We start from the raw sequence: 17961 nt of genomic DNA on the forward strand, positions 1-17961 counted from the left end.
CATCTGTCTCCGTAAGCAAGATTGGCGGGCACGCTTCCGCCTTCGCGCTACGGCGGACAAGTCGCTTTGCCTACCCCGCGCGAGCGATCTACGTCGCCTGCTTCCGAGAGGCCACGAACACGCCCGACAGCACCAGCGCAAATCCGATGAAATGGAATGCCTGCGGGTGCTCGCCGAGAAACACCATCGCCATGATCGAGCCGAACACCGGCACGACGTGGAAGAACGGCGCGGCGCGGTTGGCGCCGATCAGGCGGACGCCGCGATTGAAGCAGAGATAGGCCAGGGTCGAGGGGAACACCGCGACGTAGAACAGCGTCAGCAGGTTCGGCCCGTCGAGCTTCATCACGGGGCGCGCGGACAATTCCCAGATCTCCAGCGGAATGAGGCAGGCGGCGCCGACCCCGAAGGTGAAGGCGAGGAACGACAGGCCGTGCATCGGCGGCCGCTTCAAGGTCAGCACCGAATAGAGCGCGAAGATGATCAGCGCGACGATGAAGATGAGGTCGCCCTTGTTGAACTCGATGTTCGACAGCGTGGTGAAATCGCCGTGCAGCAGGATCGTAAGCACGCCGCACATCGACAGCAGCACGCCGAACGCCTGCGCCGCGGTGAGGCGGATGCCGAGGATGGCCAGCGACCACAGCGCGACGACCAGGGGCGCGGCCGACTGCAGCAGCAGCGTGTTGAGGGCCTGGGTATGCTCCAGCGCCCAATATTGCAGCGTGTTGAAGGCGCCGATGCCGGTGACCGAGAGCGTGACCATCAGGCCGAGCTTGCCGCGGATTGCGGGCCAGTCCTGGGCGAGATGTTTCCAGGCGAACGGCAGCACCAGCAGGAAGGCGAAGAACCAGCGCAGGAACGACAGCGTGACCGGCGGGATATGGCCGGCGGCCAGCCGCCCGACGATGGCGTTGCCGGCCCAGCACAACGCGGTGATGCTGAGCAGCAGATAGGGCTGGTTGGCGATCCAGTGATGGCCCGATGATTCGGAGCCCGTGCTCTGGCCGGTGGCGGACATTGTGATTGTTTGGGCCCCGCGTCATGCGCGCCAGGCCCCGGCCCGCCGAGGTCGGGCCGGCTGATCGCCCGGCGCTGTCCAAAGACACGGAAATCGGGGCTGCATCAACGGGGGGCGGACGCATCGCGACCATGCAGCGGCCGAAATCGATCTCACGCTTTGGTCGAAGCTTGTCGAGCCGCTCTGGAAGGTTTCTGGATTTTCCGGGGATATCAAAGGCTTAAAGTCTGTCCAGAGCCGCGAAAAAGCCCCGTTCTTGCTTGCCTAGAGCGGCTGCTTCCTTTATCCGGTTGGCTGCCTTGCGCGCGAACGGCTCCCGGCCGTCAGCTGGGCTGGCGCATCTAAAATCTTCGAAGGATTACCCGCGAATGGCCAATGTTGTCGTCGTCGGCGCCCAGTGGGGCGACGAGGGGAAGGGCAAGATCGTCGACTGGTTATCGGAGCAGGCGGACATCGTCGTCCGCTTCCAGGGCGGCCATAACGCCGGCCATACGCTGGTGATCAACGGCAAGACCTACAAGCTCGCGCTGTTGCCCTCGGGCGTGCTGCGCGATCAGAAGCTGTCGGTGATCGGCAACGGCGTGGTGTTCGATCCCGCCGCCTTCCTCGACGAGGTCACCAAGCTGAAGTCGCAGGGCGTTGCGGTCTCGCCGGAGAACCTGCGTGTCGCCGAGAACGTCACGCTGATCCTGCCGCTGCACCGCGAGCTCGACGCGCACCGCGAATCCGCCAGCGCCGCGACCGCGATCGGCACCACCCGCCGCGGCATCGGCCCGGCCTATGAGGACAAGGTCGGCCGCCGCGCCATCCGCCTGATGGACCTTGCCGATCTCGACACGCTCCCGCACAAGATCGACCGGCTGCTCGCGCACCACAATGCACTGCGCCGCGGCCTCGGCCTGCCGGAGTTCGATGGCAAGGTGATTTTGAAAGAGCTGAGCGCGCTGGCGCCGCAGCTGCTGCCCTATGCCGAGACGGTGTGGCGGCTGCTCGACATCAAGCGCCGCGAGGGCAAGCGCATGCTGTTCGAGGGTGCACAAGGCGCGCTGCTCGACGTCGACCACGGCACCTATCCCTACGTCACCTCGTCCAACACGGTGGCTGCGCAGGCCGCGACCGGCTCGGGCCTCGGCCCCGGCGCGGTCGGCTACGTGCTCGGCCTGTGCAAGGCCTACACCACCCGCGTCGGCCAGGGCCCGTTCCCGACCGAGCAGGACAACGAGACCGGCCGCAAGATCGGCGAGCGAGGTCGTGAGTTCGGCACCAACACCGGCCGTCCGCGCCGCTGCGGCTGGTTCGACGCCGTGCTGGTCCGCCAGGCGGTCCGCACTTGCGGCATCAACGGCCTGGCGCTGACCAAGCTCGACATCCTCGACGGCTTCGACACGATCGAGGTCTGCACCGGCTACAGGCTCGACGGCAAGGAGATCGACCATTTCCCGGCCGGTGAGGGCGCCCAGGCCCGGGTCGAGCCGATCTACGAGACCATCGAAGGCTGGAAGGAGCCGACCGCCAGTGCGCGGTCCTGGGCCGACCTGCCCGCCCAGGCCATCAAATATGTCCGGCGGATCGAGGAATTGGTGGGGTGCCCGGTCGCACTGCTTTCCACCAGCCCCGAACGCGAAGATACTATCCTCGTGCAAAACCCGTTTGAGGCTTAACGATCTCTTACCAGGACGCGCGTATAGTTGAGTTGAAATGGCTGATTACTATCCGCTGATCGCCCGCGCTATTGCCGCCCTGGACCCCAACGCTCCCGGCGAAAGCCGTCGCGCGCTCTATGAGCGGGCGCGCACGGCGCTGATCGCTCAGCTGCGCAGCGTGCAGCCGCCGCTCTCCGAATCCGAGATCACCCGCGAAAGGTTGTCGCTGGAGGAGGCCGTCCGCAAGGTCGAATCCGAGGCGGCCCAGCGCGCCCGCGAGGCCTCGCGCCCCGGTGGCGGCGGACGCAGCGGCGGCGATGCGTTTCGCCGCGCCAGTGCCCGGGCCGCCGAGGGCAACGCGGCTGCAGCCGCACCGGCCCCGCCGCGCACACGTCCGGCTCCACCACCGCCGCGGGCCGACCGTCCATCCTTCAATGTCGACGACCAGGGCGATGCCCAGCGCCCGCCGCGCGCTCCCCGTTTCGACGCGCCGCGCCAGCCCGGTCCGCCCGCACCCCCGGCGATGCCGGAGCCACCGGCGCCTCCACCGGCCGGGCGCGATCGTGCGGGTGGCCGCCGTCCGCCGGACGTCGGACCGCCGCCGGCGCTGCCTCCCGCTCCGGGCGTGCGCGGCTTCCGCGACATCACGGCCGACGCCAACGATCTCGGCGGCGCCGCCGCGCAGGCGAGCCGCGCCGCACGCCGGACCTATGCCAACGTGCCATCGCCCTCGCCGGAATTCGAACGGCTCGAGCCGAGCCTGGAAAACCGCGTCGGCGAAGGCGAGGCGCCTTATTCCTATGACGAGTCGATCGAGGAGGCCGAGCGCTATGCACCGCGGCCGGCCTCGGCGCGCCCGCACATCCCGGTGCTCGACCGCGACGCCAAGAAGCCCAAGCGCCGCGGCTCCGCGTTCCCGTTCAAGAGCGCGATCGCCGTCGGCATCGTGCTGATCCTGGTCGGTGCCGGCATCCTCTGGGGCAAGCCCCTGGTGCAGATCGCGACCAACCTGTTCAAGTCCTCGCCGACCCAGGTGGTGGAGGCGCCGAAGGATGCCTCGCAGCCGCAGAGCAAGCCGAAGATCCCCGATCGCGTCGGCCAGCCCTCGGCCAGCGACCAGCCGGTCGCGCCGGTGGCGCAGAAGGTCGTGCTCTATGACGAGGATCCGTCCGATCCGAAGGGCAAGCAATATGTCGGCTCGGTGGTGTGGCGGCTGGAGCCGATCAAGGCCTCGGGCACCCAGAAGGCCGACGTTGCCGTGCGCGCCGACATCGAGATCCCCGATCGCAAGTTCAAGATGACGATGTCGTTCCGCCGCAATACCGACTCCTCGCTGCCGGCGAGCCACACCGCGGAATTGACCTTCATCCTGCCGCCGGATTTTCCGGGCGGCAGCGTTTCCAACGTACCGGGCATCCTGATGAAGTCGAACGAGCAGGCGCGCGGCACGCCGCTCGCAGGGCTCGCGGTCAAGGTCACCGACGGCTTCTTCCTGGTCGGCCTGTCCAATGTCGATGCCGACCGCAGCCGCAACGTCCAGCTCCTGAAGGAGCGCTCCTGGTTCGACGTGCCGCTGGTCTACGCCAACCAGCGCCGCGCCATCATCGCCATCGAGAAGGGCGCCCCCGGCGAGCGCGCCTTCAACGACGCCTTCGCGCAGTGGGGCGATTAGGGCGAGCCGATCCGTTCTCCGTCATTCCGGGGCGCGCGTAGCGCGAGCCCGGAATCCATTTCACCGCGTCACATGCTGCCCAATGGATTCCGGGTTCGTGCTTCGCACGCCCCGGAGTGACGCCGAGTAGCTTACTGCGCCGCCGCTTCCCGCTTGTGCGATGCCGATGTCGCGGCCTCGCGGTCCATCACGGCGCGGCAGCCGGGGCTGACCTGCGCCTTGTTCCGGACCATGCAGGCCCTGACCCGGGGGATGTCGGGGATCTCACTGGAGCACAGCCGCATCGCATCGCCCGTGCACATCTGCTGCGCTTCGGATGAGAAGGCGAGGCCGGGTGAGGTCTGGAGTGCGATGGCGGTGGTTGCGACGGCGAGCAGCGAAGCGATGGTCTGAGTGCGTGTCATGCAGAATGGATCCCCGATGTCCATGGGCTTGAGCCACTTGGTTTTGGGGCGCCGCACGCGACTTGATCTGCCGCATGTCACAGCCTTCACGTCGGGAGCTCACTCCCGCATGTGGTCGCTCGATTTCTTGATTGTTCGAATCGAAAAGTGCTGCGCCGCCCGAGCGAAGTATGCGCCATTGTCGCGCAGCCGCAATGGTCGGCATGAAGGAAATTGCAGTTGTTGCGTGGACGTCACGCACAACGCCTGCGTGACGTGATCAGATCAGCCGATCGGAGGATATGCCGTCGCTCGCGCCGAGCGCGGCGGCGTGTTCCTCGACGGCGGTGACGCCCTTGGCCGTGAGTTCGAACAGGTCGCCGTCTTTCATCACGTAGCCGTCGGCGATCAGTTGTCCCATCTTGCCCTGGCTGTCGTCGGCGAAGGCAACGGATTGGCTGATGTCCCTGAGGATCGAGAGTTGTTCGTCGTGCAACATGGCGTCCCTCTCCGTTCGCCGGGGTTGAGGCCCTCACATGCCGTGGCTCTGAAAGACCTTGCTGCAAGCGCGCGACAGCTTGGCCCGGTTGGCTTGCAGGCACCCCTGCACCGCGCCGTCATTGCCGAGGTCCTTGCGGCAGAAGCGCGATGCGTCCCGCGAGCAGGCCTTCTGTTCCTGTGGCGTGCCCATATGGCCTTGCGCAAAAACGGGCGCGCTCGACAGGCCGCTCAGGGCCGCCAGCGTCATCGTCGCCAGAAGAAATTTGCGGGTCATTGACGGCTCCAATCCGACAGGGAAATTCAGGTCCTGTCTGAACTCGTCGTCGTGGCACTTGTTCCCAACGGCAGGGTTGCCCCGCTGTTCAAGGTTCCCGCGGCGCTGCTATAACCGCCGGAGAAGTGTGAGGGTGTTCGATGAAACGCTATCTGGTGTTTGCGCTGCTCGGCCCGTTCGTCGGCGGGTTCCTGCTGCTGCTGACCACGACCTATCAGTCCGGCTACTGGACCCAGACCAGTCTCGGCGAGGTCGGCAAGCTGTTTGCGGTGTTCTTCAAGACCCTGCAATACAGCTATCTGTTCGGCTTGCTGCCTTCGCTGATGATCGGTGCGATCGACGACATCCTGGTCCACATCAGGCGGATCGGTCCGGGCTTGCGGATGCTGCTGGTCGGCCTGTTCGCCTTCGTGCTGGCCTCGCTCACCTACGGCTCGCGCGGGCCGGATTCGGGCGCCGTGCAGATCATCCTGTACGGCCTCGTCGGGTTCGTGCCGGCGGTGATTTCGTCCTGGCTCGTGCATAAATATATCAAGGAGCCGCAAGCGGTGGCGGCGCCGACCTGAGCGCGCGACCTTCGGGCGCGGCGCAGCAACTTCCGCCGCGCCGGCGCGTTTCCTTGAGGCCATGACCATGTCCGACGACGATATTCTCGCTCCACGCCGGTCCCGTTCGGGGAGCGGTTCGGGCGCGACCTTTTCGAAGGCACGCGGGCCGATCATCGACCAGGACGGCCGGGAGATCCCAGAAACGCTGGAGCAGGGCTTTCGCGAGTTCCGTTTCGAGCTCGGCAAGGACAATCCGTTCGCCGCAAGCCCGTTCGGCAATCTGACGCGCGAGCAGCGCATCGCGCGGCTCGAGGCGATCGCAAAGCTGCTCGACATCGCCTTCGTCCTGCCCGGGACCAACATCCGCTACGGCATCGACGGGCTGATCGGCCTGATCCCCGTCGTCGGCGACATCATCACCACCGCGATCTCGCTGTGGCTGGTGCGCGAGGCCCGCGCGCTGGGCGCGCCCTGGTACGTCACCGCGCGCATGCTCGGCAATGTTGCGCTCGACGGCGTGGTCGGCATGGTCCCGTTCGCGGGCGATGCCTTCGACGTCATGTTCCGCGCCAATATGCGCAACGTGCGCCTGTTGCGGCGCTGGCTCGACAAGCAGCCGCGGGTCTAGCGACTCTTCTCCCTGCACCCTCGTGCGTCCTGGGCACGAGAGTCGTCAGCTGATTTCCGCAAGCGAGGGGACAGCCCTCAAACACAAAGAGCGCGACGACCTCTCGGCCATCGCGCCCTTTGCGCACATCGAAGGTTTTGCGAGAAACTTACGCCGCGTCGGCGGCGTCGGTCTCGGCCGGCGCCGGCTTGGGACGGCGGGGCAACGGGAAGGCTTCGCTCTCGTAGAGCGAGCGGATGCCGTTCTGGTCGAAACGCGCTTCTTCGACCTGGAGATAGGCGCCGTTCAGCGAATCCGTCGGCAATTGCTCCATCGCGAACTGTACGGCTTCGGCCGCGGTGCCGAACCGGCGATAGGTGAAGCCTGCGCGCTTCTTCTTGCGGATCGCGGCGGGGAAGAGTTCGGCGGAGGTGTTGAAGTTGAACGGACGCAGTGGACGCATGGTCAAAGACCTCGTGATCTTCTCTGGGGCTTTAAGCGCGTGGGGTTTGGGAGGGCAGGGGCCGCAATCGAGCGAGCCCGCCGCACATGCCATTTCGACCCCTAATATAGGCTTATCTGACAAAAATGCGACCCCTGCGATGGGAGATGATGAATCCGCGCATGGCAGGTCCGCGAGCGATAAAATATAAGCTATTTCAATTATTTATGTGGTTTACAGCTTGCCAAGAAGCAGCAGGACGACCAGCACCACGAGCACGACGCCGCCGATCCCCATGCCGGAATGGCCCAGGCCATAGCCATAACCGCCCACGCGGCCGGACAGGCCCCCGAGCAGGTAGATGATCACCAGGATGATCAGGATGGTCCCGAGTGACATGGCTTCCTCCCTGGCGGCCGCCAACATGCGATGATCGGCCGCACCGCCAGAGTAGAAAAGCACATCGCGCGATCGGGTTCCATGCGGGAACCCGATCACGCGGGGCGATTATTTCGGCTCCAGCTTCAAGGCGGCGGAGTTGATGCAGTAGCGCAGGCCGGTCGGCCCGGGGCCGTCCGGGAAGACATGGCCGAGATGGCCGCTGCATTTCGAGCAGAGCACCTCGGTGCGGATCATGCCGTGGCTGACGTCCCGCTCCTCGTCGATATGGCTCTCGACGGCGGGCTGGGTGAAGCTCGGCCAGCCGCAGCCGGAATCGAATTTGGCGTCCGACTCGAACAGCACGTTGCCGCAGCCGGCGCAGACATAGGTGCCGGCGCGGTGGTCGTGCTCATATTCGCCCGAGAAGGGACGCTCGGTCGCCTTCTCGCGCAGCACCGCGTACTGCATCGGCGACAATTCGCGCCGCCACTGCTCCTCGCTCTTGATGACCTTGTCGTCGGTGGTCTTCGTTTTGGTGTCGGGCATGGGTCTCCCGTTTTCTCAGTGATCTTGTTTTCGGTGGTCTTAGTTGGTGGCCTTGCCGGCACTCACCAGCGTCGGCTTTTCAATGTAGTTATCCGCGAACAGCTTTTTCAGGTTCTCGACCTTCGGCAGGTCGTTGTAGGCGATGTAGGGCTGGTTCGGGTGCAGCGTCAGATAGTCCTGGTGGTAGGCCTCCGCCGGGTAGAACGCCTCCAGCGCGCCGACCTTGGTCACGATCGGCTTGCTGAACACCTTGGCGCCGTTGAGCTGGGCGATATAGGCCTCCGCCACCTTCTTCTGCTCGTCCGAGGTGGTGAAGATCGCAGAGCGATATTGCGGGCCGGTGTCCGGGCCCTGGCGGTTGAGCTGGGTCGGGTCGTGCACCACCGAGAAGTAGATCTGGAGGATCTTGCCGTAGGAGATCTTCGTCGGGTCGTACTTGATCTCGACCGACTCGGCGTGGCCGGTCCGGCCGCTCGAGACGGTCTGGTAGTCCGCGGTCGCCTTGGTGCCGCCGGCATAGCCGGAGACCGCGTTGACGACGCCTGCGGTGTGCTGGAAGACGCCCTGCACGCCCCAGAAGCAGCCGCCGGCGACCACGGCGGTCTGGATCCCGCTCGCGGGGGCCGTATCCGTCGCGGGGGCGGGGATCACCACCGCCTCCTCCGCAGCCCGGGACGGCATCGCGAAGGCGAGCCCGAGCACGGTGGTTGCGGCGAGCAGGGAAGCGAGGGCAGGTCGGCGCATGGCGGATCCTCTTTCGGAAGGTCTGACAGTCTAGGACGGTCGGGGCCGAACGAACAGTTGTCCGGCGGCCTTTTCGCGTCATCCGAGATACGGATGCAGTTGCCGGTTGTTACGACGGGACGGACACGAGTCCGTGAAATGGGCCACCCGGCGACAGCCGGGCGCCAGCGGCTTGGCGAGACCGGGAACTCCGCGCTAGATGAACCGGTGCGATCGATGATCGACTTGAGAAGAATCTGGCTGGAGCAGGCCTGACCCATGCTGCGCGTCGCTTCCCTGACCCTCGTCATTCTGGCCGCTGGCCTGTTCAGCGCGGCGGCCGATCCGCAAGCGGACGACCTCGCCATCTGCCGCGATCGCCAGGCGGACCTCCAGGCCCGCGCGATCGCCTGCGAAAATCTGCTGAAGGCCGACAAGGTCAGCGGCAAGGACAAGGCGATCGCGCTCACTGCGCGCGGCAACACGCAGCTCAACAAGCGTGATTACGACCCGGCGATCGAGACCCTGTCCATCGCGCTCGATCTCGATCCGGACTACGTCATCGCCCTCAACCTGCGCGGCCTCGCCTATGAGCGCAAGGGCAAGGACGATCTCGCCATGGCGGACTACAACCTCGCGCTCCAGAAGCGCCCGGCCTACGGCGTTCCCTACAACAACCGCGGCGTCATCTACGCACGTCGCGGTGCGCTGCAGAGCGCCATCGACGATTTCACCCAGTCGATCAAATACACGCCGAAATTCCTGCTCGCCTGGACCAATCGCGCCCGCGCGCGCACGCTGATGAAGGATTTCGACGGCGCGATCGCCGATTTTGTCGAGGCCGAGAAGATCGATCCGGCCGCGCCGCAGATCGCGAGCAACCGCTGCATCACCTACGGCATGATGGGCAAATTCGACCAGGCCTTTGCCGATTGCAACGGCCTGATCGGGCGGCAGCCGAAGAACGTGTACGCGATCAACAACCGCGCCGATGTCAGCATGATGAAGGGCGACATCGATGCGGCGCTGAAGGATTACAACACGGCGATCGAGATCAACCCGAACAACATCCGCGCGCATTCCGGCCGCGGCCAAATCTACGAGCGCCGGAAGGATCTGGCGCAAGCCCGCGCCGACTATCGTGCCGCGGCCTATTCGCTGACGAATTTCGACGACACCGAGGTCGCCCGCGCCCGTGCCATCGCGCAGGAGCGGCTCGCCGCGCTGACGCAGCAGGCGCCGGCCGGGGTAACCGGGCGCCGCGTGGCGCTGGTGATCGGCAATGGCGCCTACAAGAACGTCCATGCTTTGCCCAATCCGCCGCGCGATTCCAGGTTGATCGCGGGCGTGCTGCGCGACGTCGGTTTCCAGACCGTGATCTCCGTCAATGACCTCACCCGTGACAAGTTCTTTGACGCCTTGAAGACCTTCGCGGAGGAAGCGGAGAAGGCCGACTGGGCCGTGGTCTATTACGCCGGCCACGGCTTCGAGATCGGAGGCGTGAACTATCTCGTTCCCGTCGACGCCAAGCTCTCCGCCGACAAGGACGCCGAAACGCAGGCGGTCGCCCTCGAGCAGGTCATCGCCGCGGTTGGGGCCGCTCGGAAAATGCGTCTCGTGGTGCTCGATGCCTGCCGTGACAATCCGTTCGCGCCGACCATGCAGCGTACGCTGTCGTTGAAGCTGGTCGACAAGGGCTTTTCCAACATCGAGCCCGGTGCCGGTTTCATGGTGGTCTACGCCGCCAAGCACGGCGAGACCGCGATGGACGGCGACGGCAGCGCCAACAGCCCGTTCGCCACCGCGCTGGCCCGCGAGATCAAGCAGCCCCGCGTCGAGATCAGGAAACTGTTCGACATCGTGCGCGACGACGTCTGGGCCGCGACCAGGCATGGGCAGCAGCCGTTCACCTACGGGTCGCCGCCAGGACGGGAAGATTTTTACTTCGTTGCGGGGAAGTGACGGCTTTATGGAGCGCGACAGCGCCGCCTCATAACCGCTGTCGTCCCCGCGAAGGCGCCATCACCCCAGGGAGGAGCGTGAAGCAAACTCCCACTCCCAGTCTTTGTCAAACATCTTCCTGTGGGTATGGGTCCCGAATCTGCGCTGCGCTTGTCCGGGACGACAGCGGGGTTGAGGCTGCGACGAAGTCGGGTGGGCACGGCGCGTTGCGCCTTTGCCAACCTTACGGGAGCGAACTCTAAACGACGATGCTCAGCCGCTTCGCCGCCCGTGTGATCCCGGTGTACAGCCACCTGGCGCGGCTCTCCTGGAACGCAAAGCTCTCGTCGAACAGCACGACGTCGTCCCATTGCGAGCCCTGCGACTTGTGCACGGTCAGCACATAGCCGTAGTCGAACTCGTCATAGGGCTTGCGCTGCTCCCAGGCGATCTGCTCGACGCCGCCCTCGAAGCAGTCGGCGCGCACGGAAACCTTCGTCACCTTGTGGCCGAAATCCTCGTCTGGCGACAGCCGCATCGACAGAATGCGCGATTTCGAGCGCGATGTGTTGCGCGACTTCACGCGCCACAGGCCGCCGTTGAACAGGCCCTTCTTGCGGTTGTTGCGCAGGCACACCAGCTTGTCGCCGGCGACCGGAAAGACATCCTCGATGTTCTGGCGCTGGCGCACCCGCATGTTGTAGGCGCGGCGGGTGTTGTTGCGGCCGACCAGGACCTGGTCGGCGCCCATGACCCTGTCAGGGTCGAGCTCCTTGCGCGAGACCACCTCGCTCTCGCCGTAGCGGCCGATGTCGAGCTCGCGGCCCTCGCGCACGTCCATCGACATCCGCACGATCGGATCGTCCTGCGCCTGGCGGTGCACCTCGGTCAGCATCGCATCGGGCTCGGTGTTGGTGAAGAAGCCGCCGCCCTGGATCGGCGGCAGCTGGGCGGGATCGCCCAGCACCAGCAGCGGGCAGTCGAACGACATCAGGTCGCGGCCGAGCTCGGCGTCGACCATCGAGCATTCGTCGATCACGATCAGCTTCGCCTTGGAGGCGGGCGCGTCGTCCCACAATTCGAAGCTCGGCTGCTCCTCGCCGGATTCGCGGGCGCGGTAGATCAGCGAATGGATGGTGGAGGCCTCGTCGCAGCCCTTGTTGCGCATGACGAGGGCGGCCTTGCCGGTGAAAGCGGCGAACTTCACCTCGCCGTCGACGCCTTCTGCAATATGGCGCGCCAGCGTGGTCTTGCCTGTGCCGGCAAAGCCAAACAGGCGGAAAATCGGCGGCGTGCCGTTGCGGCCCGGCTTGGCCTTGAGCCAGTCGCCAACAGCCTTGAGCGCGGCATCCTGATGCGGGGTGAAACTGGCCATATCTGTCTTGAGAAAGGGCGAAACGAGGCGATTCGCCACGCCCCAAGTTAATCATTCGACCCCCGCTTTCAAGCCGGATGCGGCGGCGAGATCCAGGCGGCAACGGCCGTCCCCGCACCCCCGGCGTCGCCGCAGGGAGCACCCTCCGCTTGCGGACGGTCGTCGGCTTCCGCTTGCGCGCCTCGCGAGCACGCATCCGCCTCATCACGTTGCAAGTGAAGGCGAAGTAAACGCTTCGCCCGATTTGCGCAATTTCATGCGGCAAACGAGCCGCAGGTTAATCGTTGCTTGCGCGCGTTTGCGACGCCGGTTGATCTAGCGCAATGCGATCTGGACAGCACGAACCTATGGTCCGCAGCGGTGACAATGGCGTCGACCGAGATGTGCCCGATGGGGCGCATTCTCCTGGAAAATTCCTCAGCACGGGTCTGCCCGTGGGGATTCGGATATGCCGAGACCAATGTCACGACGCTCACTGTTTTCTGCCGTTCTGCCTTTCGCATCCGGCCGCGACGCGCTTGCGCCGCACGTGGACGCGACGCGCGCCGAACAGGTGGCGACCGTCTCCAGCGCGAGCGCCTGCGTCGAACGGCATGGCGTGGTCTGCCGCCGCTGCGTCGAAGCCTGTGAGCATTCCGCCATTCGCATTCTGTCGCGCGAGAAGCTGGGCGCGGTGATCGACGCTGCGGCCTGCACCGGCTGCGGCGACTGCATTCCCGTCTGCCCGGTCGAGGCCATCGCGCTCGCGCCGCGGGACCGGATCGCGCTGGTATCCGAACTTGCAAACCTGGTCGTGCACAATGGCTGATACCACCAATATCTGCGGCGTTGCCGTCTATCTTGCGCCGGACGCGGCGAGCGATCTGACCGACCGGATCCTGGCGCTGCCCGGCGTCGAGCTGGAGGCCTCATCCGGCGACAACCGGCTCGCGCTGACCGTGATCGACACGTCGGACTCGCTCGCGATCGACCAGATCGCCGCCATGCATCGCCTGCCCGGCGTCGTCAGCGCCTCGCTGATCTTTCACGCATTCGATACGTCCGACGACGAGGACGCCGTCGAGACCGAGCCCGCCGCATGCTGCGGCGGCGCCTGCCAGAATTCCGGCGCGCATGCGCGCGCTTCCGCAATTTGAGATCCGTTGAGCCGGAGAGACCGACGATGGTTACGAAATCGACGAACGGGAATGAAGCCGCGGCGACCCGCCGCGATGCGTTGAAGGCGGCCGCAGCGGTTGCTGCCGCCTCGACCATCGGCGTGACGCTGCCGGAAGCCGTGAGCGCACAGCCGGGCAAGACCGACGGCATCCGCTGGGACAAGGGCGTGTGCCGCTTCTGCGGCACCGGCTGCGGCGTGATCGTCGGCACCAAGAACGGCAAGGTGGTGGCGACGCAGGGCGACCCCGACGCGCCGGTCAACCGCGGCCTCAACTGCATCAAGGGCTACTTCCTGTCCAAGATCATGTACGGCGAGGATCGGCTGACCCAGCCGATGCTGCGCATGAAGAACGGCAAGTTCGACAAGAACGGCGACTTCACGCCGATCTCCTGGGACGACGCCTTCAAGCTCATGGCCGAGAAATGGAAGGCGGCGTTGAAGGCGGGCGGTCCGTCGACCGTCGGCATGTTCGGTTCGGGCCAGTGGACCATCTGGGAGGGCTACGCCGCCGCCAAGCTCTACAAGGCCGGCTTCCGCACCAACAACCTCGACCCGAACGCGCGCCATTGCATGGCCTCGGCGGTCGCAGGCTTCATGCGCACCTTCGGCATCGACGAGCCGATGGGCTGCTATGACGACCTCGAGCACGCCGATGCGTTCGTGCTGTGGGGCTCGAACATGGCGGAGATGCACCCGATCCTCTGGTCGCGCCTCACCGATCGCCGGCTGACGCATGAAGGCTGCGAGGTCCACGTGCTCTCCACCTTCGAGCACCGCTCGTTCGAGCTCGCCGACAATCCGCTGGTGTTCACGCCGCAGAGCGATCTGGCGATCCTCAACTACATCCAGAACTACATCGTCAACTCCGGCGCGATGAACAAGGATTTCGTCGAGAAGCACGTCGAGTTCGCGTCCACCGTGACCGACATCGGCTACGGATTGCGGCCGACGCACACGCTCGAGGTGAAGGCAGTCAACGCCTCGCACAAGGCCGGCAAGGACGGCGCGCTCGATCCGGCCGGCTTCAAGGACAAGATCGGCTTCGAGGAATACAAGAAGCTGCTCGAGCCCTACACGCTCGACTACGCCCACAAGGCATCGGGCGTGCCGAAGGAAAATCTCGAGCGGCTCGCCAAGCTCTACGCCGATCCGAAGAAGAAGATCATCTCCTACTGGACGATGGGCTTCAACCAGCACGCGCGCGGCACGTGGGTCAACAACATGATCTACAACGTGCACCTGTTGATGGGTAAGATCTCGGAGCCGGGCAACGGCCCGTTCTCGCTGACCGGCCAGCCCTCGGCCTGCGGCACCGCCCGCGAGGTCGGCACGTTCTCGCATCGCCTGCCGGCCGACATGGTCGTCACCAACCCGAAGCATCGCGAGGCGACCGAGAAGCTGTGGCAGGTTCCCGAAGGCACCATCCCGGGCAACATCGGCTACCACGCCGTGCTGCAGAACCGGATGCTGAAGGACGGCAAGCTCAACGTCTATTGGGTCCAGTGCAACAACAACATGCAGACGGCCCCGAACATGAACGAGGAGGGCTATCCCGGCTATCGCAATCCGGCCGCCTTCGTCGTCGTCTCAGATCCCTATCCGACCGTGACCACGCTGGCCGCGGACCTCATCCTGCCCACGGCGATGTGGATGGAGAAGGAAGGCGCCTACGGCAATGCCGAGCGGCGCACCCAGTTCTGGCGCCAGCAGGTGAAGGCGCCGGGCGAGGCGCGCTCGGATCTCTGGCAACTGATGGAGTTCTCCAAGTACTTCAAGATCGAGGAGGTCTGGCCCGAGGAGCTGATCGCCAAGAAGCCCGAGGTGCGCGGCAAGACCCTGTTCGACGTGCTCTATGCCAACGGCGAGGTGAACAAGTTCGCGGTCACCGAATGCCAGAAGGGTTTTGACAATTCCGAGAGCGCGGCGTTCGGCTTCTACGTGCAGAAGGGCCTGTTCGAGGAATATGCGAAGTTCGGTCGCGGCCACGGCCACGATCTGGCGGACTTCGAGCAATATCACCAGGCGCGCGGCCTGCGCTGGCCGGTCGTCAACAACAAGGAGACGCTCTGGCGTTTCCGCGAGGGCTACGATCCCTACGTCAAGCCGGGTGAAGGCGTGTCGTTCTACGGCAAGCCGGACAAGAAGGCGCGCATCATCTTCTGTCCGTTCGAGCCGGCGGCCGAAACGCCCGACAAGGAGTTCGATCTGTGGCTGTGCACCGGCCGCGTGCTGGAGCATTGGCATTCCGGCTCGATGACGCGCCGCGTCCCCGAGCTGCACCGTGCCGTGCCGGCGGCGACGCTGTTCATGCATCCGGATGACGCGGCCGAGCGCAAGCTGCTGCGCGGACAGCCGGTCAAGATCCAGACGCGCCGCGGCGAAGTGGTCACGCGGGTCGAGACCAAGGGACGCAACAAGCCGCCGCGCGGCCTCGTCTACTTCCCCTTCTTCGACGAAAGCCAGCTCGCCAATCAGCTCACGCTGGATGCGACCTGTCCGATCTCGAAGGAGACCGACTTCAAGAAGTGCGCCTGCCGCGTGACGTCGGCCTAAACCCTCGATGGACGAGCCATGTCGGACTCCAGCTCAGGCATCCCGCGCGATCCGCGCCGCCGCAAGGCGATGCAGGATATGACGCGTTTCGGCGGCGGCGCAGCCGTCGCCGCGACGATGCTGACGGGATTCGGCGTGTCCTCGCGGGCCAGGCCCGCGCAGACGCTGCGGCCTCCGGGCGCATTGCCCGAGAAGGACTTCCTGGCGGCCTGCGTCCGTTGCGGCCTTTGCGTGCGCGACTGTCCTTACGACACGTTGAAGCTTGCGGATTGGGCAGACGGGCCCGCCGTGGGAACGCCGTTCTACGTCGCTCGCAACGTGCCGTGCGAGATGTGCGACACCATTCCTTGCGTCAAGGCCTGCCCGACCGGCGCGCTTCAGCATGCATTGACCGATATCGCGAAGGCCAAGATGGGCGTCGCGGTGATCACCAGCCGCGAGACCTGTCTCAATCTGCAGGGCTTGCGCTGCGACGTGTGCTATCGGGTGTGCCCGGCCATCGACAAGGCCATCACGCTCGAGGTCTCGCACAACGCGCGCACGACCAAGCACGCGATCTTCGAACCCGTCGTTCACGCCGAGTATTGCACCGGCTGCGGCAAGTGCGAGAAGTCCTGCGTGCTGACCGATTCCGCGATCAAGGTGCTGCCGATCGAGGTCGCCGCGCTGAAGCAGGACGAGCACTACAGGCGCGGTTGGGAAGAGAAGACCAAGGCGGGCGGAGCCCTCGTCGATGCGCCGCTCAAGCTGCCGGTGCGCAGACCCGAGGGAGGCACGCCATGACGGCGAATGTCCGACCGTATGTCGAGGCGCGCGCGCAGAAGGGGCTCTGGGCCGCCTCACGGTTTCTCGTGCTGCGCCGGGCCAGCCAGCTGGTCTTCCTCGCGTTGTTCCTGTCGGGACCGCTCCTGGGCGTCTGGATCGCCAAGGGCACGCTGGCCTCGTCGATGACGCTCGGCACGCTGCCGCTGACCGATCCCTTCGTCTTCCTGCAGTCGCTCGCGGCGCGCCATTGGCCCGAGGGCCTCTCGGCGATCGGCGCGGCCATCGTGCTCGCGGTCTACCTCCTGTTCGGCGGCCGGACCTATTGCTCCTGGGTCTGCCCGATCAACCCGGCGACCGATCTGGCGGCCTGGTTGAGGCGGCGGCTCAACATCACCTTCACGGCGAAGATCCGCCCCGACCTCAGGCTCTATTTCGTCGGCGCGGTGCTCGCGGCATCAGCGCTATCAGGATCGATCGCCTGGGAGCTGATCAACCCGGTGACGGCGCTGCATCGCGCGCTGGTGTTCGGCCTCTGGTTCGGGGCCGGCGGCACGGCGGCGATCTTCGTGTTCGACCTTCTCGTCGCCAAGCACGGCTGGTGCGGCCATCTCTGCCCCGTCGGCGCATTCTACGGCCAGATCGGCAAGGTCGCGCTGCTGCGGGTCACCGCCGACAACCGCGCCGCCTGCAACGACTGCATGGATTGCTTTGCCGTCTGTCCGGAACCGCACGTCATCAGCCCCGCGCTCAGGGGCGAGCGCAGCGGCGCCACGCCGGTCATCACCGCGGGCGATTGCACGGTCTGCGGGGCCTGTATCGACGTCTGCTCCAAGCAGGTCTTCCATCTCGGTCTGCGCGGCCGCAACGCGGTGCGTCCTGATCCCTCCATGACCGCGCCGTCGCCAGCGGCGCGTGTCGTCTCTTCCCAGCCGGCCGTCCTTGAAAGGGACCTCCCATGACGTTTGTTCGACTGATTCCGTTGATTGCGGCGGCGGCCGTGACCGTCGCGCTTGTCATTCCGTTCGCGGCGTCGGGGCCGCTCGCGCAGGAAGCCAAGCAGCCCAAGGCGCTGCGTGAAGCCCCGCTGACCGAGATGTCGGCGCCGCCCGACGTGACCAAGCAGTCGGTGCCGGCGAGCGGCTTCGAACGCGCCTATCGCCAGCAGCCGCCGCTGATTCCTCACAAGGTCGACGGCTACCAGATCACCACGGAGAACAACGCGTGCATGGGCTGCCACGACTGGCCCGGCAACACGCGGGTCAACGCGCCGAAGATCTCGGAGACGCATTACGTCGACCGCCAGGGCGTGCGGCTCGATAAGGTCGCCGGCACCCGCTATTTCTGCCAGCAGTGCCACGTGCCGCAGGCCGACGCGAAGCCGCTGATCGGCAACATCTTCCAGAACGCGACGCAGGCGAAGTGAGGCT

General features: G+C 65.7%; 20 protein-coding genes. 11 read left to right on the top strand and 9 right to left on the bottom strand.

Translation table 11 applies throughout. The features are described 5' to 3' along the window. Positions 1 to 88 precede the first annotated feature (88 nt). Positions 89 to 1021, bottom strand: coding sequence for a DMT family transporter (locus tag CO669_RS12620; protein ID WP_097660132.1), 933 nt, complete (start codon positions 1019 to 1021; stop codon positions 89 to 91). Positions 1022 to 1389: 368 nt separating this feature from the next. On the opposite strand from CO669_RS12620, the gene CO669_RS12625 reads away from it, so the two are divergent. Both CO669_RS12625 and CO669_RS12630 read left to right on the top strand, forming a co-directional pair. Further along, a complete protein-coding gene (locus CO669_RS12625; RefSeq protein WP_097660133.1) occupies positions 1390 to 2682 on the top strand; it encodes an adenylosuccinate synthase in 1293 nt (430 codons plus the stop codon). Between the two features lie 37 nt (positions 2683 to 2719). Then, on the top strand, positions 2720 to 4336 hold the full coding sequence (locus CO669_RS12630) for a hypothetical protein (RefSeq protein ID WP_097660134.1): 1617 nt from the start codon (positions 2720 to 2722) through the stop codon (positions 4334 to 4336). A 131-nt stretch (positions 4337 to 4467) separates the two neighbouring features. On the opposite strand, the gene CO669_RS12635 is transcribed toward CO669_RS12630, so the two are convergent. The 3 genes from CO669_RS12635 to CO669_RS12645 all read right to left on the bottom strand — a co-directional run bounded on the left by CO669_RS12635 (position 4468) and on the right by CO669_RS12645 (position 5494). After that, a complete protein-coding gene (locus CO669_RS12635) occupies positions 4468 to 4740 on the bottom strand; it encodes a hypothetical protein (protein ID WP_502694469.1) in 273 nt (90 codons plus the stop codon). Between the two features lie 259 nt (positions 4741 to 4999). After that, positions 5000 to 5218, bottom strand: a complete 219-nt coding sequence (locus CO669_RS12640; RefSeq protein ID WP_097660136.1) for a hypothetical protein — start codon at positions 5216 to 5218, stop codon at positions 5000 to 5002. 33 nt (positions 5219 to 5251) lie between these two features. Beyond that, complete coding sequence (locus tag CO669_RS12645; RefSeq protein ID WP_097660137.1) at positions 5252 to 5494, bottom strand: hypothetical protein; 243 nt, start codon at positions 5492 to 5494, stop codon at positions 5252 to 5254. 140 nt (positions 5495 to 5634) lie between these two features. Here CO669_RS12645 and CO669_RS12650 point away from each other — a divergent pair, with 140 nt between their 5' ends. Together CO669_RS12650 and CO669_RS12655 are read left to right on the top strand one after the other, a co-directional pair. Beyond that, positions 5635 to 6060, top strand: coding sequence for a DUF5413 family protein (locus tag CO669_RS12650; protein ID WP_097660138.1), 426 nt, complete (start codon positions 5635 to 5637; stop codon positions 6058 to 6060). Between the two features lie 61 nt (positions 6061 to 6121). Then, the gene (locus CO669_RS12655) at positions 6122 to 6670 is read left to right on the top strand and encodes a DUF4112 domain-containing protein (RefSeq protein WP_097660139.1); all 549 of its coding nucleotides are present in this window, start codon (positions 6122 to 6124) and stop codon (positions 6668 to 6670) included. A gap of 148 nt (positions 6671 to 6818) precedes the next feature. On the opposite strand, the gene CO669_RS12660 is transcribed toward CO669_RS12655, so the two are convergent. The 4 genes from CO669_RS12660 to msrA all read right to left on the bottom strand — a co-directional run bounded on the left by CO669_RS12660 (position 6819) and on the right by msrA (position 8762). Beyond that, positions 6819 to 7112: a hypothetical protein gene (locus CO669_RS12660; RefSeq protein WP_018318374.1), complete on the bottom strand. Its 294-nt coding sequence runs from the start codon at positions 7110 to 7112 to the stop codon at positions 6819 to 6821. Between the two features lie 213 nt (positions 7113 to 7325). Next, a complete protein-coding gene (locus CO669_RS12665; RefSeq protein ID WP_100176436.1) occupies positions 7326 to 7490 on the bottom strand; it encodes a DUF3309 family protein in 165 nt (54 codons plus the stop codon). A 108-nt stretch (positions 7491 to 7598) separates the two neighbouring features. Next, a complete protein-coding gene (gene msrB, locus CO669_RS12670) occupies positions 7599 to 8018 on the bottom strand; it encodes a peptide-methionine (R)-S-oxide reductase MsrB (protein ID WP_097660141.1) in 420 nt (139 codons plus the stop codon). 39 nt (positions 8019 to 8057) lie between these two features. Further along, complete coding sequence (gene msrA, locus CO669_RS12675) at positions 8058 to 8762, bottom strand: peptide-methionine (S)-S-oxide reductase MsrA (RefSeq protein WP_097660142.1); 705 nt, start codon at positions 8760 to 8762, stop codon at positions 8058 to 8060. Between the two features lie 258 nt (positions 8763 to 9020). On the opposite strand from msrA, the gene CO669_RS12680 reads away from it, so the two are divergent. Further along, positions 9021 to 10703, top strand: a complete 1683-nt coding sequence (locus CO669_RS12680) for a caspase family protein (protein WP_097660143.1) — start codon at positions 9021 to 9023, stop codon at positions 10701 to 10703. 238 nt (positions 10704 to 10941) lie between these two features. Here CO669_RS12680 and CO669_RS12685 read toward each other — a convergent pair whose 3' ends face one another. Continuing rightward, positions 10942 to 12057: an ATP-dependent DNA helicase gene (locus CO669_RS12685; RefSeq protein ID WP_198963983.1), complete on the bottom strand. Its 1116-nt coding sequence runs from the start codon at positions 12055 to 12057 to the stop codon at positions 10942 to 10944. 460 nt (positions 12058 to 12517) lie between these two features. Between CO669_RS12685 and CO669_RS12690 the strand changes: the two genes are divergently transcribed. The 6 genes from CO669_RS12690 to CO669_RS12715 are packed head-to-tail and all read left to right on the top strand — an operon-like array spanning position 12518 to position 17957. After that, positions 12518 to 12865, top strand: coding sequence for a 4Fe-4S dicluster domain-containing protein (locus CO669_RS12690; RefSeq protein ID WP_158228764.1), 348 nt, complete (start codon positions 12518 to 12520; stop codon positions 12863 to 12865). After that, positions 12858 to 13193 carry a chaperone NapD gene (locus CO669_RS12695; RefSeq protein WP_097660146.1) on the top strand — a complete coding sequence of 112 codons (336 nt, stop codon included), beginning with the start codon at positions 12858 to 12860 and terminating at the stop codon, positions 13191 to 13193. Before CO669_RS12690 ends, CO669_RS12695 begins: the two co-directional genes overlap by 8 nt. A 26-nt stretch (positions 13194 to 13219) precedes the next feature. Continuing rightward, the gene (napA, locus tag CO669_RS12700) at positions 13220 to 15769 is read left to right on the top strand and encodes a nitrate reductase catalytic subunit NapA (RefSeq protein ID WP_097660147.1); all 2550 of its coding nucleotides are present in this window, start codon (positions 13220 to 13222) and stop codon (positions 15767 to 15769) included. Positions 15770 to 15787: 18 nt separating this feature from the next. Next, complete coding sequence (gene napG / locus CO669_RS12705; protein WP_097660148.1) at positions 15788 to 16552, top strand: ferredoxin-type protein NapG; 765 nt, start codon at positions 15788 to 15790, stop codon at positions 16550 to 16552. Next, a complete protein-coding gene (gene napH, locus CO669_RS12710) occupies positions 16549 to 17493 on the top strand; it encodes a quinol dehydrogenase ferredoxin subunit NapH (RefSeq protein WP_097660149.1) in 945 nt (314 codons plus the stop codon). Before napG ends, napH begins: the two co-directional genes overlap by 4 nt. After that, on the top strand, positions 17490 to 17957 hold the full coding sequence (locus tag CO669_RS12715) for a nitrate reductase cytochrome c-type subunit (RefSeq protein ID WP_097660150.1): 468 nt from the start codon (positions 17490 to 17492) through the stop codon (positions 17955 to 17957). Before napH ends, CO669_RS12715 begins: the two co-directional genes overlap by 4 nt. Positions 17958 to 17961 lie beyond the last annotated feature (4 nt).

The organism is Bradyrhizobium sp. Y36 (genome assembly GCF_002531575.1).
In the GTDB taxonomy this organism is placed as follows: domain Bacteria; phylum Pseudomonadota; class Alphaproteobacteria; order Rhizobiales; family Xanthobacteraceae; genus Bradyrhizobium.